The sequence below is a fragment of the Pseudomonas sp. LBUM1652 genome (genome assembly GCF_059716105.1).
Genome location: NZ_CP166804.1, coordinates 211339 through 228563, shown reverse-complemented (window position 1 = coordinate 228563; position 17225 = coordinate 211339). Strand labels below are relative to the sequence as shown.

Annotated in this window: 16 protein-coding genes; 8 read left to right on the top strand and 8 right to left on the bottom strand. The window is 60.0% G+C overall.

Annotated features, from left to right (window positions below; translation table 11 throughout):
* The first annotated feature begins 107 nt into the window (after nucleotides 1-107).
* Nucleotides 108-1724, top strand: coding sequence for an alkaline phosphatase family protein (locus tag ACA069_RS01000; protein ID WP_497615924.1), 1617 nt, complete (start codon nucleotides 108-110; stop codon nucleotides 1722-1724).
* Nucleotides 1725-1921: 197 nt separating this feature from the next.
* On the opposite strand, the gene ACA069_RS00995 is transcribed toward ACA069_RS01000, so the two are convergent.
* A complete protein-coding gene (locus ACA069_RS00995; protein WP_187679356.1) occupies nucleotides 1922-2830 on the bottom strand; it encodes a TauD/TfdA dioxygenase family protein in 909 nt (302 codons plus the stop codon).
* 181 nt (nucleotides 2831-3011) lie between these two features.
* Between ACA069_RS00995 and ACA069_RS00990 the strand changes: the two genes are divergently transcribed.
* Nucleotides 3012-3932, top strand: a complete 921-nt coding sequence (locus ACA069_RS00990) for a LysR family transcriptional regulator (RefSeq protein WP_497615922.1) — start codon at nucleotides 3012-3014, stop codon at nucleotides 3930-3932.
* Between the two features lie 122 nt (nucleotides 3933-4054).
* Here the strand turns inward: ACA069_RS00990 and ACA069_RS00985 are convergent, their stop codons facing one another.
* Nucleotides 4055-5068, bottom strand: a complete 1014-nt coding sequence (locus ACA069_RS00985; protein ID WP_497615921.1) for an ABC transporter substrate-binding protein — start codon at nucleotides 5066-5068, stop codon at nucleotides 4055-4057.
* 295 nt (nucleotides 5069-5363) lie between these two features.
* Here ACA069_RS00985 and ACA069_RS00980 point away from each other — a divergent pair, with 295 nt between their 5' ends.
* The 3 genes from ACA069_RS00980 to ACA069_RS00970 are packed head-to-tail and all read left to right on the top strand — an operon-like array spanning nucleotide 5364 to nucleotide 9398.
* On the top strand, nucleotides 5364-6962 hold the full coding sequence (locus ACA069_RS00980) for an ABC transporter permease (RefSeq protein ID WP_497615919.1): 1599 nt from the start codon (nucleotides 5364-5366) through the stop codon (nucleotides 6960-6962).
* A complete protein-coding gene (locus ACA069_RS00975; protein WP_187679352.1) occupies nucleotides 6959-7774 on the top strand; it encodes an ABC transporter ATP-binding protein in 816 nt (271 codons plus the stop codon). The genes ACA069_RS00980 and ACA069_RS00975 overlap by 4 nt, the downstream gene beginning before the upstream one ends.
* Before the next feature lie 13 nt (nucleotides 7775-7787).
* Entirely contained in the window at nucleotides 7788-9398 is a 1611-nt protein-coding gene (locus ACA069_RS00970) for an arylsulfatase (protein ID WP_497615916.1), read from the top strand.
* Between the two features lie 113 nt (nucleotides 9399-9511).
* Here the strand turns inward: ACA069_RS00970 and ACA069_RS00965 are convergent, their stop codons facing one another.
* Nucleotides 9512-10585: a fatty acid desaturase gene (locus tag ACA069_RS00965; protein ID WP_497615914.1), complete on the bottom strand. Its 1074-nt coding sequence runs from the start codon at nucleotides 10583-10585 to the stop codon at nucleotides 9512-9514.
* A gap of 100 nt (nucleotides 10586-10685) precedes the next feature.
* Here ACA069_RS00965 and ACA069_RS00960 point away from each other — a divergent pair, with 100 nt between their 5' ends.
* On the top strand, nucleotides 10686-11690 hold the full coding sequence (locus tag ACA069_RS00960) for an AraC family transcriptional regulator (RefSeq protein WP_401264736.1): 1005 nt from the start codon (nucleotides 10686-10688) through the stop codon (nucleotides 11688-11690).
* 3 nt (nucleotides 11691-11693) lie between these two features.
* On the opposite strand, the gene ACA069_RS00955 is transcribed toward ACA069_RS00960, so the two are convergent.
* The 4 genes from ACA069_RS00955 to ACA069_RS00940 form a co-directional block, all read right to left on the bottom strand.
* Nucleotides 11694-12917: a type II toxin-antitoxin system HipA family toxin gene (locus tag ACA069_RS00955; protein ID WP_489879625.1), complete on the bottom strand. Its 1224-nt coding sequence runs from the start codon at nucleotides 12915-12917 to the stop codon at nucleotides 11694-11696.
* Nucleotides 12910-13158, bottom strand: a complete 249-nt coding sequence (locus tag ACA069_RS00950; protein WP_187679347.1) for a helix-turn-helix domain-containing protein — start codon at nucleotides 13156-13158, stop codon at nucleotides 12910-12912. Before ACA069_RS00950 ends, ACA069_RS00955 begins: the two co-directional genes overlap by 8 nt.
* A gap of 112 nt (nucleotides 13159-13270) precedes the next feature.
* Nucleotides 13271-14659: a heavy metal sensor histidine kinase gene (locus ACA069_RS00945; protein ID WP_497615911.1), complete on the bottom strand. Its 1389-nt coding sequence runs from the start codon at nucleotides 14657-14659 to the stop codon at nucleotides 13271-13273.
* Nucleotides 14649-15329 (bottom strand): heavy metal response regulator transcription factor, encoded by a 681-nt coding sequence (locus tag ACA069_RS00940; RefSeq protein WP_095191643.1) that lies wholly within the window; start codon nucleotides 15327-15329, stop codon nucleotides 14649-14651. Before ACA069_RS00940 ends, ACA069_RS00945 begins: the two co-directional genes overlap by 11 nt.
* 136 nt (nucleotides 15330-15465) lie before the next feature.
* On the opposite strand from ACA069_RS00940, the gene ACA069_RS00935 reads away from it, so the two are divergent.
* Nucleotides 15466-15951 carry a GlcG/HbpS family heme-binding protein gene (locus ACA069_RS00935; RefSeq protein ID WP_187679344.1) on the top strand — a complete coding sequence of 162 codons (486 nt, stop codon included), beginning with the start codon at nucleotides 15466-15468 and terminating at the stop codon, nucleotides 15949-15951.
* 11 nt (nucleotides 15952-15962) lie between these two features.
* The gene (gene uraH, locus ACA069_RS00930; RefSeq protein ID WP_401264726.1) at nucleotides 15963-16373 is read left to right on the top strand and encodes a hydroxyisourate hydrolase; all 411 of its coding nucleotides are present in this window, start codon (nucleotides 15963-15965) and stop codon (nucleotides 16371-16373) included.
* Between the two features lie 172 nt (nucleotides 16374-16545).
* Here uraH and ACA069_RS00925 read toward each other — a convergent pair whose 3' ends face one another.
* Nucleotides 16546-17223, bottom strand: coding sequence for a Crp/Fnr family transcriptional regulator (locus ACA069_RS00925; protein WP_187681339.1), 678 nt, complete (start codon nucleotides 17221-17223; stop codon nucleotides 16546-16548).
* Nucleotides 17224-17225: the final 2 nt, after the last annotated feature.

Here is a 17225-nt window from a genome sequence, read left to right as displayed (position 1 = left end):
TCGGTCGCCGATGCATCCACTGCATAAAACCCATTCCCCAAATGCACTTGCCGAACACCCCCATCCAAAGCGAAAACCCTCGCCTGTCTCTCTGACCGGTGAACCCCATGTCCCAGCCTGAAAAATCCGTGCGCAACGTGCTCTACATCATGTGCGACCAACTGCGCCGCGATTACCTGTCCTGCTACGGCCACCCGCATTTGCACACGCCGAACATCGATCGCCTCGCCGAAGCCGGGGTGCGTTTCAGCCGCGCTTACACCCAAGGCACGATCTGCGGCCCGTCGCGGATGTCGGCCTACACCGGCCGCTATGTCAGCAGCCATCAAGTGGCGTGGAACGCCGTGCCGCTGCCGCTGGAAGAGCTGACCATCGGCGATTACCTGCGCCCCCACGGCATTCGTACTGCGCTGGTCGGCAAGACCCACGCCACAGCTAATGTCGACGCCCTGCAGCGACTGGCGATCAACCCCGCAAGCGCACAGGCCGAAGTGCTCAACGAGGTCGGCTTCGAACCGTACTTTCGCCACGACGGGATCTTCCCCGATGACCCGCTGTTCGACGACAAACGTGAATCCGCGCCCTACACCCATTACCTGCGCGAGCAGGGCTTCGACGGGCGAAATCCCTGGCACGACTGGGCCAACGCTGCCGAAGGCGAGAACGGCGAAATCCTCAGCGGCTGGAAAATGCGTAATGCACATTTGCCAGCACGAATTCCCGAGCAACACTCAGAGACTGTCTACACTACAAATCGAGCCATCGACTTCATCACCGAGCAAGGTGAGAAACCATGGTGTTTGCACCTCTCGTACATCAAACCACACTGGCCCTATATCGTACCGGCGCCGTACCACGCCTTGTACAGTACGAAATCGATTCTCGAACCGGTCCGCGCGACGCCCTCCGAAGCCAGTAAACACCCCGTATACGCTGCCTTTCGCCAGCACGAAGAAAGCCTCAACTTCTCCCGCGATTCAGTACGATTGAATGTAATCCCGACCTACATGGGCCTGATCAAGCAAGTGGATGATCAGCTCGGACGGCTGTTCGATTTTCTGCAAAGTAATGGCCGCTGGGATGACACGCTGATCGTGTTCACCAGTGATCACGGCGACTTTCTGGGCGATCACTGGCTGGGCGAGAAGGAGTTTTTGCTTGAGCAAGCGGTGGGCGTGCCGCTGATCGTGCGTGATCCTCGGGCGGCGGCGGATGTCACTCGTGGAACAGTCGATGATCGACTGGCGGAAACCATCGACGCGTTGCCGACGTTTCTTCAGGCGTTGGGACTGCCGCAGGCGGAACATCGACTGGAGGGCCGCTCGCTGATACCGCGTTTACACGGCGAGAATCCGGATTGGCGCCGCTATGCAATCAGCGAATATGACTACGCGTTTCAAGCGCCGGCGCGGGAGCGACTGGGTCAACCGATTGACCGTTGCCGCATGACCATGGTGCGTAGCGAGCGCTGGAAATACCTGGCGTACGACGGCTTCAGGCCACAGCTGTTTGATCTGCTGAATGATCCGCAGGAATTGCGTGATTTGGGTGAAGACCCGGCTTGCGCGGAAGTGCGCGAGGAGCATGCGGGGTATTTGTTCGAGTGGGTGCGGGGGTTGAAGCGGAGGACGACGATCAGCCATCAGGAGATTGATTGGCGTGGGCAGCGGTTTCGCTACGGAGAGCCGGAAACCGAGAAGGTTGTTCAGATTGGTGTCTGGTAGCGGGAAGAACCCCTCACCCTAACCCTCTCCCGGAGGGAGAGGGGACTGAATGGGGGATATTTCAGAGGTACACCGACCTGATCGTGCTTCACCGAATCCATAATCGATAAGGTCTTTCAGGTCGATGCATAACGCGAGACAACTCGGTCGGCTCCCTCTCCCTCTGGGAGAGGGCTGGGGTGAGGGGCTTTTGATCTTCAGTCACGACCTTTGATCGTCTGACTACGCTGCCCCGAAGCCCCCACAGGCACTTCCCCCTTCAACGTCACCCGACGCACCACCCGATCCTGGGTGCCGTAATCATCAATCGCGTAATGCTGGGTCGAGCGGTTATCCCAGATCGCCACATCACCAGCCTTCCAGCGCCAGCGCACGGTGTTTTCCTGACGAATCACATGGCTCTGCAACAGCCCGAACAGATGCGCCGAATCCGCTTGCGAATAACCCTTGATGCGTTTGACGAAATGCCCCAGCAGCAAGCTCTTCTCGCCGCTGATCGGGTGGACGCGCACCACGGGGTGCTCAGTCTCGTAAACGGTCGACGTGAAGATTTTGCGATAGCGCTCAAGCTTCTCCGCCGAGACGTCCGGCTTGGCGCTGGCGTAGTCGTATTCGTTGCTGTGCACGGCGACCAGTTTGTCGGCCAGTTCACGCAGTTCGGACGGCAGTTCGTTGTAGGCGGTGGCGGTGTTGGCCCACAGGGTGTCGCCGCCGAACGCCGGAGCGACTACCGAGCGCAGGATCGAGGCTTTCGGGTAGGCATCGACGAAAGTCACGTCGGTGTGCCACGAGTTGGCGCGCTGACCCTCGGCACCGTCCAGTTCCAGCAGATAACGAGTGCCCTCACGCGACGGCACGGTCGGATGCGCCACCGGCTCACCGAGCAAATGGGCGAAGGCTTCCTGACGCTGATCGTCGAGTTGGGTCTGCTCGCGGAAGAACACGACCTTGTAGTCAATCAGTGCCTGTTGAATGGCTTCGACGGTGGCGGCGTCCAGCTCACCAGACAAGTGCACGCCACGAATCTCGGCGCCGATACGACCGGCCACCGGATGAATTTCCAGCGCATGGACAGCGGGTTTTACAGCGAGTGCGGCATTGCTCATGGGTAGACCCTCATCGACTGCTTGCGGTTGGACGGCAGCGAAACATCGCTCTATCTATATTCCTTTTACATCTAATAGATATTCATATGCTTCGTTGACGGAATAAGAGCTTGCATTTAAAACCTCTAGCAACCCTCGTCGCAAATGCCTTCGAGCTATTTTTAGGATGCCGGAAAAGCATATGGATCTTCGCCAGTTGCGCTACTTCATCGCCCTCAATGAACATCGCAGTTTTGTCCGCGCGGCGGACGCGATGGGCATCACCCAACCGGCGTTCAGTCGCAGCATTCAAGGGCTGGAGCAAGAGCTCGGCTGCGTGCTGGTGGATCGCGGCAACAAGGATTTGCGCCCCACGCCCGAGGGCCAGGTGGTGCTGCAACACGCCCTGACGCTGGTGCAGGGCGCGGCGTTGCTGAGCGCCGAAGTGACGCAGATGACCAAGCTCGATGCCGGCGAAGTTCACTTCGGCTGCGGGCCGGCGCCCGCGGTGAAACTGGTGCCAGACGCGGTGGCGCAGTTCATCAACGCGCATCCGAAAGTACGCACCTGCTTTCAGGTGGATAACTGGGAAAAACTCAGCCGCGCCCTGAGCCGCGAGGAGATCGAATTCTTCATTGCCGACATCCGCCATTTCGAGGCCGACCCGAACTTCCAGACCCAGCCACTGACGCCCAAGCGCGGGGTATTTTTCTGCCGGCCGGGGCACCCGCTTTTGGCTAAAGAAAGCCTGTCGACCAATGACATGTTCGACTTTCCGCTGGCGACCACGCTGATCCCGCCGGGCATTCGCAAACTGCTGGCGAACCTCAGCGGCCGGATCGATTTTTCACCGACCATCGAGACCGAGCATTTCCCGGCGCTGGTTAAAGTGGTGCTGCAATCGAATGCGATCGGCATCGGCACGGAAGAGGCGTTCTGCGAGGACATTGCCCAGGGTTCGCTGGTGCTGCTGCACTGGCGCAATCTGCCGCAGAACCTGGAGAGCATGAATGCGCGGTGCGGGATTGTCAGTCGCACGGGATTCAGATTGTCGCCGGCGGCGCGGGCGATGATCGAAACGTTGGTGGCGGTGGACAAGCAGAAAGTCAGCGTCGCTGTTTAGGGCCCTTTCGCGAGCAGGCTCGCTCCCACAGTGATTCGGTGGCGAATGCAGAATTTGTATTCACCCAAGATCCCTGTGGGAGCGAGCCTGCTCGCGAAGAGGCCTGACCAGACACCAGAGTTTTAGAGCTTGGCTGCAGCGAGTTCAGGCGCCACCCAATCGCTGACCTTGAACGGCTTGCGAATCAGCCGTTGCTGCGCTGCCAGATCCACCTTGTCCTGCAAGCTGCCAAGGAACACAGGATCCAGCGTCGACGGAAATATCTCGCTCAATTTCTGATCCTGTAGATCCTGGGTCAGGATCACCGGCGGATAACTCGCCAGCCCCGAGACCAACTGCACGTAAGCGTCCTTGTTGCTGTCCTGAGTCAGCCACTCCACCGCTTGCTGCTGAGCCTTGAGCAGTTTCGCCACGGCCTCCGGGTGGGCATCGACGAATTTGCCTGTCCCGACCAGCACCGACTGCACACTCCCCGCGCCACCGAGATCCTTGGTGTTCAGCGGCAGTTCGGCCAAGCCTTTGGCTTGCAGAGCGGCCAAGCCTGAACTGCCCCACGACGCATCAATCTGCTTCGCCGCCAGCGCCGCAACCGCCGCACTGAAATCAAGGTTGATGACCTTCAGGTCTTTTTCGCTCAGGCCTTGGCTGGCCAACGCCGCATCGAATGACAACTGCGTCGCTGTACCACGAAAGATCGCCACGCGCTTGCCCTTGAGATCCTGCAGGGTCTTGATCCCCGAACCCGGCACCACGCCCAGATACTGCTTCACGCCACGGGCGCTGGCGCTGAGCAACCGCGTATCGAGGCCATTGGACTTGCCGATGATTGCCGCCAGATCGCCCAGATACGCCAGATCGACCTGACCATTGGCGAACGCCTCGTTGATCACCGGCCCCGCCCCCTTGAAAAAGCTCCACTGAATCTTGATGCCCTGCTCGGCGAAGGCCTTTTCGAAGATTTGCTGATCGCGCAGCACGTCGACCACACCGCCGCCACTGTGCTGGGTGCCCGCACTCAGATCGGGCACAGCGATCCTGATTTCCTTGAGGTCGTCGGCGTGGGCGGTAAACGCCAGAAAACTCGCCAGCGCCGGAGCGGCAAACAGACTGATGACACGTTTGAAGGGAAGGTTCATGGGTGCGGCTCCTTGATCACGACGGGCGTTGAGGAGCCGAAAGTAGGCTGAAGGAGCACCTTCGCTTAAATACTATAAATTCACATTTTTATAGCTTTTTGCGCTAAGCAAGCAGCGATAAGGCCTGCAGCGGCGTATGCATTGACAGCATCGAAAATATTCTTCGAATGCATTGGATGCGTGTGGGCCAGAAGCCTTAAATGGTCTGGCTTATCTCCCAATAGCATTGATTTAAATTTTGTTAGATCAATTTTGCATACAGGTCTGTCTGCAACCCGACAACGGAGGTCACCCCATGGCCCGTGATTCCTTGCTCAGCCTGCCGCTGCCGGCGCCACCGCTCAAAACGCGCCGCACGGGGCCAAGCCTCAATCAACGCCTGTTGCCGTGGCTGCTGCCGCTCAGTCTGTTCGCGCTGTGGTGGCTGGCCGCGCGCAACCAATGGATGAGCGAACAGATTCTGCCGGCGCCGTCATTGGTGTGGAACAGCGCGGTCGAACTGTCTCAGGGCGAGTTGTGGGGTCATCTGTGGATCAGTCTGCAACGGCTGTTCTGGGGACTGCTCGCCGGGATTTCGGCGGGCGCCGTGCTCGGTGCCGCGCTGGGCTTCAGCCGCCGCCTCGAACGTTTGATCTTCCCTACTTTCGCCGGTCTGGCACAGGTGCCGACGCTGGCGTGGATTCCGCTGTTCATGGTGTTTTTCGGCATCGGCGAAGTGCTGAAACTGGTGGTGCTGATCAAAGCCATTGTGGTCCCGGTGACGCTGCACACCTTGGTCGGCGTACGCGATGCGCAACCGAAACTGCGCGCAGCCGCCGCCGTGTTGCGGCTGCCGTCGCATTTGCTGATCCGCCGCCTGGTCCTGCCCGCCGCCCTTCCCGCGTTCATGGCCGGTGTGCGCCTGGCGCTGGCCGCCGGTTGGACATCGTTGCTGGCGGTTGAACTGCTGGCCTCCAGTGAAGGCATCGGATACCTGATGGTCTGGGCTCGACAGCTGTTCATGCTCGACATCGTTTTCGTCTGCATCGTGGTCATCGGCTTAATCGGCATGGCGATGGATCGCGGCATCGGTCTGCTGGACAAAAAACTGCTGCACTGGCCGCACCCGGCCACCGCCGAAATTCGTCGCGGCCCACGCTATGAAGGCTGGCAGCGGGTGCAACCGTGGCTGCTGCCGCTGGGCTTGTTCGCGCTGTGGCAATTGGCGAGCGATCAGCAGTGGGTTGACGCGAACATTCTGGTGAGCCCGCTGGTCGTGTTGAGTACAACATGGGACGGCTTGCTCGATGGCACGCTGATCAGCGGCATGGGACTCAGCCTGGGCCGCACTCTCGGTGGTTTGCTGTTGGGCGGTGGGCTCGGTTTTGCCCTGGGCTTGCTGTTGGGCCTGTCGCACATCAGCGAACGCCTGCTCGGCCCGACGCTCGCATCGATCCGCCAGATCGCGATTTTCGCCTGGGTGCCGCTGCTCACCGCGTGGTTCGGTCTGGGCGAATTGGCCAAGTGGGTGTTCGTCGCCCTCGCCGCATTCTTTCCGCTGTTTATCGCCACCCAACGCAGCGTCACCAACCTCTCGCCGCAACTCAATGAAGCGGCGCAAGTACTGCGCCTGAACCTTGGCCAGCGTTTGCGTCGACTGGTGCTTCCGGGCGCCGCACCGGGGATCTTCGCCGGGCTTCGCCTGAGCCTGATCTACGCCTGGCTCGGCACCATCGGCGCCGAATATTTCATGCCATCCAACGGCGGCATCGGCAGCCAGATGATCGGCGCGCAACAACTGCTGCGCATGGACCTGATCATGGCCGGCATGCTCCTCGTCGGCCTGACCGGCGCCCTGCTCAACCTCATTGGCCAACGCCTGGAAATTCGCGCGACCCGCTGGAGACACGCATGAACGCACCGATTGTCAGCTTCAACCATGTAGGCAAATCCTTCGACGTCGACGGTTTCGAACTGGAGGCGATTCGCGAATTCAACCTGGACATCGCCGAGGGCGAATTCGTCGCCATCGTCGGCTCCAGCGGCTGTGGCAAATCCACGTTGCTGCGCTTGCTGGTGGGCCTCGATACGCAATTTCGCGGGCAGATCACCGTCGATGGCAAAGCCGTCAGCGGCATCGGTGGCGAGCGCGGCATTGTCTTTCAGGAACACCGTTTGTTCCCGTGGCTGACGGTGGCCGACAACATCGGCCTCGGCTTGGTCAACGAACCGCTGAGCGCTGCGCAAAAGCAGCAACGTATCAACGATTTCATCGATCTGGTCGGCCTGCGCGACTTCACTCGCGCCTATCCGCACCAGCTCTCCGGCGGCATGGCGCAGCGCGTGGCGATCGCTCGCGGTTTGGTCGCCAGCCCACGCATTCTGCTGCTCGACGAGCCTTTCGGAGCCCTCGACGCACTGACCCGTCAACAGATGCAGGACGAACTGTTGGCGATCCGCAACCGGGCAAAAATCACCACGATCCTCGTCACCCACGACGTCGAAGAAGCGATCTTCCTGGCCGATCGTGTGGTGGTGATGGAGCCGCGTCCGGGGCGGATCAAGCAAGTGGTCGACATCGCCCTGCCCCATCCGCGTCAGCGCAGCAGTTTCGACTTCCATCAGTTGCGCGAAGAGCTGCTCCACGAGCTGACCAGCGACGATCATTACCAACCGACCCCGCCAGCACAGATCCGCGATCTGCCGCTGTCGTTCATTGCCTGCTGAACAGGAGTTTTCGATGCCGCAACGTCCCAAGTTTCTGGTGATTCTGGCCGATGATCTCGGCTTCTCCGACCTCGGTGCGTTCGGCGGTGAAATCGCCACGCCGCACCTTGATGCCCTGGCCAACAACGGCCTGCGCCTGACCGATTTCCACACCGCGCCAACCTGCTCGCCGACCCGTTCGATGCTGCTGACCGGCACCGATCACCACATCGCCGGCATCGGCACCATGGCCGAAGCACTGACGCCGGAACTGATCGGCAAACCGGGTTATGAGGGCTACCTCAACGACCGCGTCGTCGCGCTGCCCGAACTGCTCCGGGAGGCTGGTTATCAGACATTGATGAGCGGCAAATGGCACCTGGGCCTGACCGCTGAACTGGCGCCACATGCACGCGGTTTCGAGCGTTCGTTCTCGCTGTTGCCGGGCGCGGCCAACCATTACGGTTTCGAGCCGACCTACGATGAACACACGCCCGGCCTGCTGAAATCTACCCCGGCGCTGTACATCGAGGACGACACGTTCGTCGACGAACTGCCGAAGGATTTCTACTCGTCCGATGCCTTCGGGGACAAGTTGCTGCAATACCTCAAGGAGCGCGATCAGACCCGCCCGTTCTTCGCGTACTTGCCGTTTTCCGCACCGCACTGGCCGTTGCAGGCGCCAGCCGACATTGTCGAGAAATACCGTGGCCGCTACGACGCCGGCCCGGAAGTCTTGCGCCTCGAACGCCTGGAAAAACTCAAGGCACTGGGGCTGATCGAGCCAGACGTCGAGCCGCATCCACTGATCGAGTTGACCGCGCAGTGGGACGCCCTAAGCGTCGAGCAAAAGCAGATTTCCGCGCGGGCAATGGAGGTCTACGCGGCGATGGTTGAGCGCATGGACTGGAACATCGGCCGAGTCGTCGATTACCTGCGCCAGCAAGGGCAACTCGACAACACGTTCATCCTGTTCATGTCCGACAACGGTGCCGAAGGCGCGCTGCTTGAAGCGTTTCCGAAATTCGGCCCGGAGTTGATGACGTATCTGAATCAGCATTACGACAACAGCCTCGACAACATTGGCCGGGCCAATTCCTACGTCTGGTACGGGCCGAGCTGGGCGCAAGTCGCCACCGCGCCGTCGCGGTTGTTCAAGGCATTCACCACTGAGGGTGGGATCCGCGTCCCGGCGCTGCTGCACTATCCGCAATTGCCTTTGAAGGGGCAGATCAGCCATGGCTTCGGCACGGTGATGGACATCACCCCGACCATTCTTGATCTGGCTGGCGTGCGTCATCCGGGCAAACACTGGCGCGGCAAACCGGTGGCGCCGTTGCGCGGTAAATCGTGGCTGGGCTTTTTGTCCGGCGAAACGGCGCAGGTGCATGACGAGCACACGGTGACAGGGTGGGAATTGTTCGGGCGCCGGGCGATTCGCCAAGGGTCGTGGAAAGCGGTGTGGATCCCGGGGCCGGTGGGGCCGGCGACGTGGCAGCTTTATGATCTGGCCAGTGATCCGGGGGAGATTCATGATCTGGCGCTGAAGCAGCCTGACAAGCTCAGCACGTTGATCGGGCATTGGCAGCAGTATGTGGAAGAAACCGGGGTGATTTTGAGTGCTTCGCCGTTTCAGCCGGATTAGATGTTGCCTGACAGATTGCATTCGCGAGCAGGCTCACTCCCACATGTGGATTTGTTAACCCGATCCAATGTGGGAGCGAGCCTGCTCGCGAAGAGGACGTTGAAAATCACCCATCAAGCCCGGACTGTACGTACCCCTTCATTCGTAACCTCATCCCGCCGAACAAACCGGTTCGCCCGCCCGAACGTCCCGAAATCATTAAATCGAACCCCCATCTCCCGCATCACCCTGTGCGCCACCGGCACGGTCATCTGGCGGATGTAAAACGGCTCCTTCACCACAAAATGATGAATTCCGTGACTGCTGCCAAAGTTGAAGCAGAACGCCTGCAACGGCCACAGCCACCACGGGTTCAATACCTGACATTGCTGCAGCACATTGCCCGGCTCGACATCACCGTAGTAATGCATGTTCGAACTGATGAAGTGCAGGCAAAACGTGCGCAACACGTTCGGGCCGATGATCACCACAGCGGCGATATCGATCACATGCATCACCGCCAGCGTGGTCGCCGACCATTCGATCGGCGAACCCAGCAGATAGGCGATGCCATTGGCCGCATGAAAGCCCAAAAACACATACCACGCGCCCCAATGCACCAGCGCCAGCGGCGCGTAGACCTTGAACACCCGCTTGAGAATGCTCCACTTGTGCGCCCAGGTTGGCGCCCGCAGCAAACGGATGAAAGCCGACATCATGTTGTCGCCGACCATCAGCAGACGCGCAAAGCCCCATGGTTCGCCGTTGGTGATCGCGCGCTCTTCCATGTCGGCTTCAGTGCCGGAGACCTTGTGGTGATTAAGGTGCAGATGACGGCGAATCCACGGATTGATCGTACTCGGCCGCGCTAGCCAGACCAGGCCCATCATCAGGTTGTGCGGCACGCGCTGTTTGCGGAAATACATGCTGTGGATCAGGTCGTGCTCAAGTTCATGGGTCAACGACGCAAAAAACGCGTTGAGCAGCAGGCATACCCACCAAGCCATGTGGCCAGTGATGTACAGCGCTGCCGAACCGATCATCCCGGCCAACGCGAAGGCCAGAATCCCCGCGCCTAGCGCATCCTGATGCTTGAGAATCGGGTAACGCTGACGCAGTTCGATGCCCTTGGCCAGCACCACTTCGCGAATATGCGCTGATCGCTGGGCAGCAATGTGTCGCGGGGGACTTGCAGAAGTACCGTCCATGCTTCCATCCTCTGAGTATTGATGTTCGCATCCTGCCTTGCATGAGTGCGAAACGCGGTAGCCGAGAACGCCAACCTGTTGACCGGAAGCGCCAATCAGCATGAAGGAACCGACCTCCCTCGCCAGTTGGACCCGTGCCTTGCGCAAGCAACTCGATGCGCTGGGGCTGGACAGTATTGACCTGTGCCAAAAGGCCGGGCTTGATCCACAGCTGATGGACGATCCCAACGCCCGCTATCCGCTGTCCGGCACCACGCGCCTGTGGCAGATTGCCGTGCAGGTCAGCGGCGATCCGGCAATCGGTTTGCGCGTGTCACGATTCGTCAGCCCGACTACGTTCCACGCGCTCGGTTATGCGCTGGTGGCCAGCGGCAGTTTGCGTGAGGTGTTCGAGCGCATCGTGCGTTATCACCCGGTGGTCAGCGATGCGCTGGAACTGGATCTGAGCCGCAGCGACGACCGCTATCTGTTCCGTCTGAAGATACCGTCAGGCAATCCTGCGCCAGCCTTCGAAGCGATCGATGCCTTTGCCGCGATCTACGTGCGCACCTGCCGCAATCGCCTCGGCCGTGATTACGCGCCGCTGGCGGTATACCTGCGCCGCACAGAACCTGTCGATGCGCATCAGTGGCACAAAGTCTTTCGTGCACCGGTGCATTTCGCCTCCAGCGAAGATCGCCTGGAATTCGCCATCGAGGACTTCGACAGCCACCTCGACGACGCCAACCCGGAACTGGCCGAACACAATGAGGCTGTGCTCGAACGCACCATGGCACAGCTCAAACCGCTGACCTGGGAGCGCAAGGTGCGCGACGCCATCGAAGAACAACTGCCCGAAGGCGAACCCAGCGCCGAACGCATAGCCCAGGCCTTGCACCTGAGCCTGCGCAGCCTGCAACGGCATCTGGCCGATGAAGGTTGTCGTTTCGATACGCTGCTCAACGAAAGCCGCGAGAACCTCGCGCTGCTGCACCTGCGCGATCCGCAGTGTTCGTTGAGTGAGGTGAGCTATCTGCTGGGATTTGCCGACACCAGCAGCTTCAGCCGCGCGTTCAAGCGCTGGACGGGGATGACGCCGGGGCAGTTTCGCGATCAGTTGCGCTGAACGTCAGCCTTTAATCAGGCTGCGCTCCATACCGGATGACCATTGTTCGACCATTGCAGTACCCACATTGGCGAATGCAGGATGAGTGACGCTGTACTCAGACATTTCATCCATTGCCACTCGCATGCCGTCAGCAACTTGCTGCAGTAATTCATTGCAACGAGCCTCAGTCAAATTGCAGGCCGTACGACCAAATCGCATCAGCATTTTGTGCTTTGGCCAAGCTTTCGAGCCGCCTAACAGCAACGCCATACTGTCATTATTAATGTAAACCGAGGTGGTGATGATGTCGTAAGCCGGCGCAAGCCTGACTGCAGACTCCTCGCCACAATTTTCGTACAACACACCGAAATTTTTCAGATGCGCGTCGCCATTTTTCAGCCCTGCAGACAAAGCTACAATTTTGAAAAACGCTTCCAGTGCCTGATTGAGCAATGCAGGTGAAACAAACGCTTTGATCTGCCGGGCCGCACCTTCGTAAGAGCCGTCGTATTTGGCTTTCGACGGCCAGCCGTTGAGCACGCAGAAGTCTTCAAAACCGAGGTAGCCCGTAGCGCTCAAGTCAAAGCGCTCGATAACCAGAAACTTGCCATGCTCGCTGAGCTCGAACTTCGGCACTTCAAGCCCGCTGTGTTGCGCGGCACGCATGCAAAAGTATTCGTTGGTTGCCAACTGCGGATATTCATCGGCACGAAAAGCTTTGACCAAGTGGGTAGACCCTCGATGAGTCAGGCGATCAATGGCGGCCGCACTGTCACGTACCAGCACTTTGGGCTGCACACCTGATACTCCGGAATAATGACCATAGGTTTGCAACAAATCCTCGAACAGGTCTTGCGCACCATCGTGCACCAGCAGATCAGCCAGCGACGTTTCGGGTGGGCGATCCGTCGTCGATGCGCTGGCAATGGATAACCGACCGAGCTGATAGGGGCCGACAATGGCCAGCAATGCAAAATCATCGAATCCGCGAACCGCTTTACTGAAGCGCCGAACCAGTTCATCACGTAGCGCACCTTCCGGCAGATTCATCTCGAAAACCGGATGGATGCCATGCTCCCAACCATAACTTTCCAGCCGGGACGGCATTGTCAGTGACACGGCGTTTTCGGCACTGGTTTCTTCGCGGTAACTGAACACGCTATCAACTCGCGCTTGCCCGCGCCCCAGAGTGCCTGCCGCTTGCCCGCCGACACAGACGTTCAATCGATCCGTCGACTCAGTCATGGAAATTTACCTTTTGCAGCGTATCGAGTGTCGGGCGCCGGGACTGACGCGGAACCGCCATCAACTCATAGCCGAACCCGTTCAGGATCGCTTCTACTTTGCGCAATCCGATTTCGGAGACCGTGTTGTTTTCGATTCCCGAGATCGTCGCGCGACTCATACCGTATTGCTGAGCCAACGCCTGTTGAGACATGTTGTTCGCCTTGCGCAGGGCTCTAATCAATTCACCAAGCTGTTCCATTGCCATTTCCTGCATTACTTACGATGCAAATAGAATTATTTAATTAACTTTGCATCGTATTTGATGCACTCATTGAACAAGGTTAGCCTAATTCCGAGTGATCAAGAAGTAATCACTGGCTCACCACAAACCCCAGCTCAAAAACAGTGCCCGCCGCATCACTGCTCACCCGCACCTGCCCGCCATGCAGTTGCATGATCGATTGCACAATCGCCAGCCCTAATCCGCCCGAATCACCCGGCTCGGCGCGGGCCGGGTCGACGCGGTAGAAGCGGTCGAACAGTTTGCCCAGATGCTCGGCGGCAATGGCCGGGCCGTGGTTGTGTACCTGCAACCAGCAAACGCCCGGCTCATCGCGGCGACGCAGGCAGATCGAGGTGCCTGGATCGGCATGCCGCACCGCGTTGGCGAGCAGATTGCCGAGGGCTCGTTGCAGCAGTTGCTGGTCGGCGCGGAGCTCGCCGTGCAACTGGTTTTGCAGACGCAGGTCGCGGTCGTCGGCCAGCGCTTCGAAGTAATCACAGAGTTCGCCACCCACTTCCTGCAGATCCAGGCTGCGCAGGTCGAGCGCACGCTCGGCCTGTTCGGCGCGGGCGAGGAACATCAGGTTTTCCGCCATGCGCTTGAGTCGCTCGAACTCTTCCATGTTCGACGCCAGCACTTCCTGATATTCCGCCGTGCTGCGCGGGTGATTGAGTGCCTGGCCGTTGCTGGCGAGCAAGGTGTGCAGCGGCGTGCGGATCTCGTGAGCGAGGTCGGCGGAGAACTGCGACAGGCGCTGCACGCTGTCCTCCAGACGCGCCAGCATGCCGTTCAAGGCTTGCACCGGTTCGAGCAATTCGGCGGGTGTATTAGTGGCGGGCAAACGCTGATCGAGACTGCGCAGATCGATGCCGCGCACCGCTTCGCTTAACTGGCGCAACGGTTGCAGACCACGGCGCAGCAACAGCAACCCCAACGCAAAAGCGAGCAGCGCGCCGAGCCCGATCGCCAGGTACAGCCGCATGCGATAACTGGCGAGCATCTGCTCGCGCTCGCTCAACACCTTGCCGGCGATCACGGTCAGCGACTCGCCGCTCGGCCCTTGGGCTTCGCCGGACAACAAGGCCACCTCTGCACCGTCCGGCGCCTGCCAGGTCAGCACGTCACGGCGCTGCGGCGCTTGATCGCGAGGGATGGCGTTGAGCGCCGGTAATTCGCGCTGGCGCGGGTTGATGCTGATCACGCTGGAGCCGTCGGCGCGTCGCACCAGCAACAGGCTGTCGAGATTACCCAGCATGTTCTGGTACAGCCGTGGCCGCGCCTGCAAGGCGTCGAGGCTGTCGCTGTCGGCGAGCAAGGCGCGTACCTGCTCCAGTCGACCGAGCAAGGCCAGATCGTCGCGCCATGCGATTTCCGCAGCGAGCGAGCGGTAAAGGAACACGCCGATCGCGCTCAGTACCAAGGCGCAGACGACGGCGAACGCCAGCGCCAGGCGCCAGGCGATCGACCTAGAGCGCATCGTCAGGCGCTTCCAGTTGATAACCGACGCCGCGCACGGTGTGGATAAGTTTCGGCATGTACGGATCGTCAACCTTGGAGCGCAAACGACGCACCGCGACTTCGACCATGTTGGTGTCGCTGTCGAAATTCAGGTTCCACACTTGCGAGGCAATCAGCGTGCGCGACAACACTTCGCCCTGACGACTGGCGAGCAAATGCAGCAGCGCGAATTCCTTGTTGGTCAAGGAAATGCGCTGGCCGCCACGACTGACCCGGCGGCGCAGCACGTCGATTTCCAGATCGGCGATGCTGTACGACTCGGCCTCTCGCATCGGCCCGCGCCGCAGCAATGTGCGCACGCGCGCGAGCAATTCGGCGAAGGCGAAGGGTTTGAGCAAGTAATCGTCGGCGCCCAGTTCGAGGCCGCGCACGCGGTCTTCGATGGCGTCCTTGGCGGTCAGGAACAGCACCGGCGTGGCGCCGCGCTGGCGGATCAGTTGCAGCAATTGCCAGCCGTTGAGGCCCGGCAACATCACGTCGAGGATGATCAGGTCGTATTCCTGCTGCTCGATGAAATAGCGCCCGTCGAGGCCATTGAGCGCCACATCCACGGCGAATCCGGACTCGCCCAGCCCTTTGGCAAGGAAATTGGCGGTTTTGGCTTCATCTTCTACGACCAGCAAACGCATGGCACACCTCGATTGATCAGGCACACAGGCTAGGCGCCTTCGGCGGCGTTGCCCATTACAAACTTGTAATCCGACTGACGAGGTTCTGACGAAGTCCGGCGGCTAAGGTGGCGACCTTCGCTTTCGGAGCCTGCTCATGACCGTCAAATACCTTGTTGCCAGCCTGGCCATCGGCCTCAGCGCCGGCGTTTTCGCCGCCCCTGAACTGCCGCGCCACGCTGATCTCGACCTGAAAACCGCACGCCTGCTGGCCGATACCGCAATGGGCAATTGCACTGGCACGGTGTCGGTGCTCGACCGTGGCGGCAACTTGCTGGTGACGATGCGTGGCGACGGTGTCGGCCCGCACAACACCGCTGCCAGCCAGCGCAAGGCCTACACGGCGCTGTCGACGAAAACCCCAACCCGCTTGTTCGCCGAGCGCGCTCGCAGCAACCCGGAAACCGCCAACCTCAACACCCTCGACGAATTGCTGCTGCTTGGCGGCGGCATTCCGCTGTTCGCTGGCAATGAATTGGTCGGCGCCATGGGCGTGGCCGGTTCCGGTGGCGGCGAGCAAGACGAAACCTGTGCCACCCGCGCCGCCGACAAGGCCGGCCTGTCCATCACCCGTTCCCAATAAGGAGTTTCATCATGACGACCCTGCGCATGACCTTCGCCGCACTCGGCCTGAGTGCTTTCTCAAGCCTGGCCCTGGCCGCCGGCAACCCGCTGAGCGTCCACGTGCTCAACCTGGAAAATGGCCTGCCTTCGCCGGGCGTCAACGTGACGCTGGAAAAACACGTCGGCCAGAACTGGCAGCCGTTGGCCGAAGGCACCACCAACGAACAAGGGCGCATCGCCGAACTGTTCCCGGCCAAACAGCCGTTCGAAGCAGGTGAATACCGGGTGGTGTTCAAGACCGGTGAGTACTTCAAAAAGACCCAACACGAAACGTTCTTTCCGGAGATTCCGGTGATTTTCGAAGTGAAACAGACGGATCAGCACTATCACATCCCGTTGCTGCTGAGCCCATATGGCTTCTCGACCTATCGCGGTTCCTGAGCCACACACCTTGTCCGTGTAAGAGTGAGCTCTGTGGTGAGGGGATTTATCCCCGACCGACTGCGTAGCAGTCGCCGAACTTTTCATTGCAGGTTTGGGGCGGCTGCGCCACCCATCGGGGATAAATCCCCTCACCACAAAGGCTCACTCCTACATTGATCGATGTGAATTATTAGATTGTGGCCAGCGCACGTAATCGCACCGCATCAAGAATTTCGATCTCACCGTAAGCCAAGCCAATAATCCCCTGCCCCTGCAACTCCTTGAGAATCTGATTGGTGGTTTGCCGTGACAGCGAGAGCATCGACGCCAACTGCTCCTGCGGCAGTTGCAGCACTCGACGGGGCGCATCAATCTCGCCATAGCCCTCGGCGATCATCAGCAAGCGATGCGCCAGCCGCGCCGGCGCTGGCAGCAGACTCAACTGTTCGAGATTGATAAACGTCAGGCGCAGCTTATGGCTCATCAACAGCGCCAGGTGCCGCCAGTACACCGGTTGCTCGTCGAGCAATTTCAGCATTGTATTCTGCGGAATATTCAGCAACGTGCACGGCCCGACGGCAAAGGCGTCATGGGTGCGTGGCTGACCGTCGAACAGACAAATTTCGCCGAACCAGTGCGGCGCCTCGACCAGACTCAACAACGCTTCCTTGCCCTGCTCGCTCACCGCGCTGATACGCACGGCGCCATCGAGCACGGCGTACAAACCGCATGGTGGATCGCCACGCTGAAACAGGCGCTGCCCTGCCGTCAGCCGCCGCTCCCGGGCCGCCGCCAGCAGACTATCCTGAAAGGACGCAGGCAAATGACTGAACCACTGCCCGGTCAGCAGCCGTGAACGCATATCCATGA

What these genes read in the sequence shown, in the direction of transcription:
- ACA069_RS00950 (WP_187679347.1), bottom strand. Translation starts at nt 13,158, where the DNA reads ATGGAACAGCTTGGTGAATTGATTAGAGCCCTGCGCAAGGCGAACAAC.
- ACA069_RS00990 (WP_497615922.1), top strand. Translation starts at nt 3,012, where the DNA reads ATGGATCTTCGCCAGTTGCGCTACTTCATCGCCCTCAATGAACATCGC.
- uraH (WP_401264726.1), top strand. Translation starts at nt 15,963, where the DNA reads ATGACGACCCTGCGCATGACCTTCGCCGCACTCGGCCTGAGTGCTTTC.
- ACA069_RS00980 (WP_497615919.1), top strand. Translation starts at nt 5,364, where the DNA reads ATGGCCCGTGATTCCTTGCTCAGCCTGCCGCTGCCGGCGCCACCGCTC.
- ACA069_RS00960 (WP_401264736.1), top strand. Translation starts at nt 10,686, where the DNA reads ATGAAGGAACCGACCTCCCTCGCCAGTTGGACCCGTGCCTTGCGCAAG.
- ACA069_RS00995 (WP_187679356.1), bottom strand. Translation starts at nt 2,830, where the DNA reads ATGAGCAATGCCGCACTCGCTGTAAAACCCGCTGTCCATGCGCTGGAA.
- ACA069_RS00970 (WP_497615916.1), top strand. Translation starts at nt 7,788, where the DNA reads ATGCCGCAACGTCCCAAGTTTCTGGTGATTCTGGCCGATGATCTCGGC.
- ACA069_RS00965 (WP_497615914.1), bottom strand. Translation starts at nt 10,585, where the DNA reads ATGGACGGTACTTCTGCAAGTCCCCCGCGACACATTGCTGCCCAGCGA.
- ACA069_RS00935 (WP_187679344.1), top strand. Translation starts at nt 15,466, where the DNA reads ATGACCGTCAAATACCTTGTTGCCAGCCTGGCCATCGGCCTCAGCGCC.
- ACA069_RS00985 (WP_497615921.1), bottom strand. Translation starts at nt 5,068, where the DNA reads ATGAACCTTCCCTTCAAACGTGTCATCAGTCTGTTTGCCGCTCCGGCG.
- ACA069_RS00925 (WP_187681339.1), bottom strand. Translation starts at nt 17,223, where the DNA reads ATGGATATGCGTTCACGGCTGCTGACCGGGCAGTGGTTCAGTCATTTG.
- ACA069_RS00940 (WP_095191643.1), bottom strand. Translation starts at nt 15,329, where the DNA reads ATGCGTTTGCTGGTCGTAGAAGATGAAGCCAAAACCGCCAATTTCCTT.
- ACA069_RS00945 (WP_497615911.1), bottom strand. Translation starts at nt 14,659, where the DNA reads ATGCGCTCTAGGTCGATCGCCTGGCGCCTGGCGCTGGCGTTCGCCGTC.
- ACA069_RS00955 (WP_489879625.1), bottom strand. Translation starts at nt 12,917, where the DNA reads ATGACTGAGTCGACGGATCGATTGAACGTCTGTGTCGGCGGGCAAGCG.
- ACA069_RS01000 (WP_497615924.1), top strand. Translation starts at nt 108, where the DNA reads ATGTCCCAGCCTGAAAAATCCGTGCGCAACGTGCTCTACATCATGTGC.
- ACA069_RS00975 (WP_187679352.1), top strand. Translation starts at nt 6,959, where the DNA reads ATGAACGCACCGATTGTCAGCTTCAACCATGTAGGCAAATCCTTCGAC.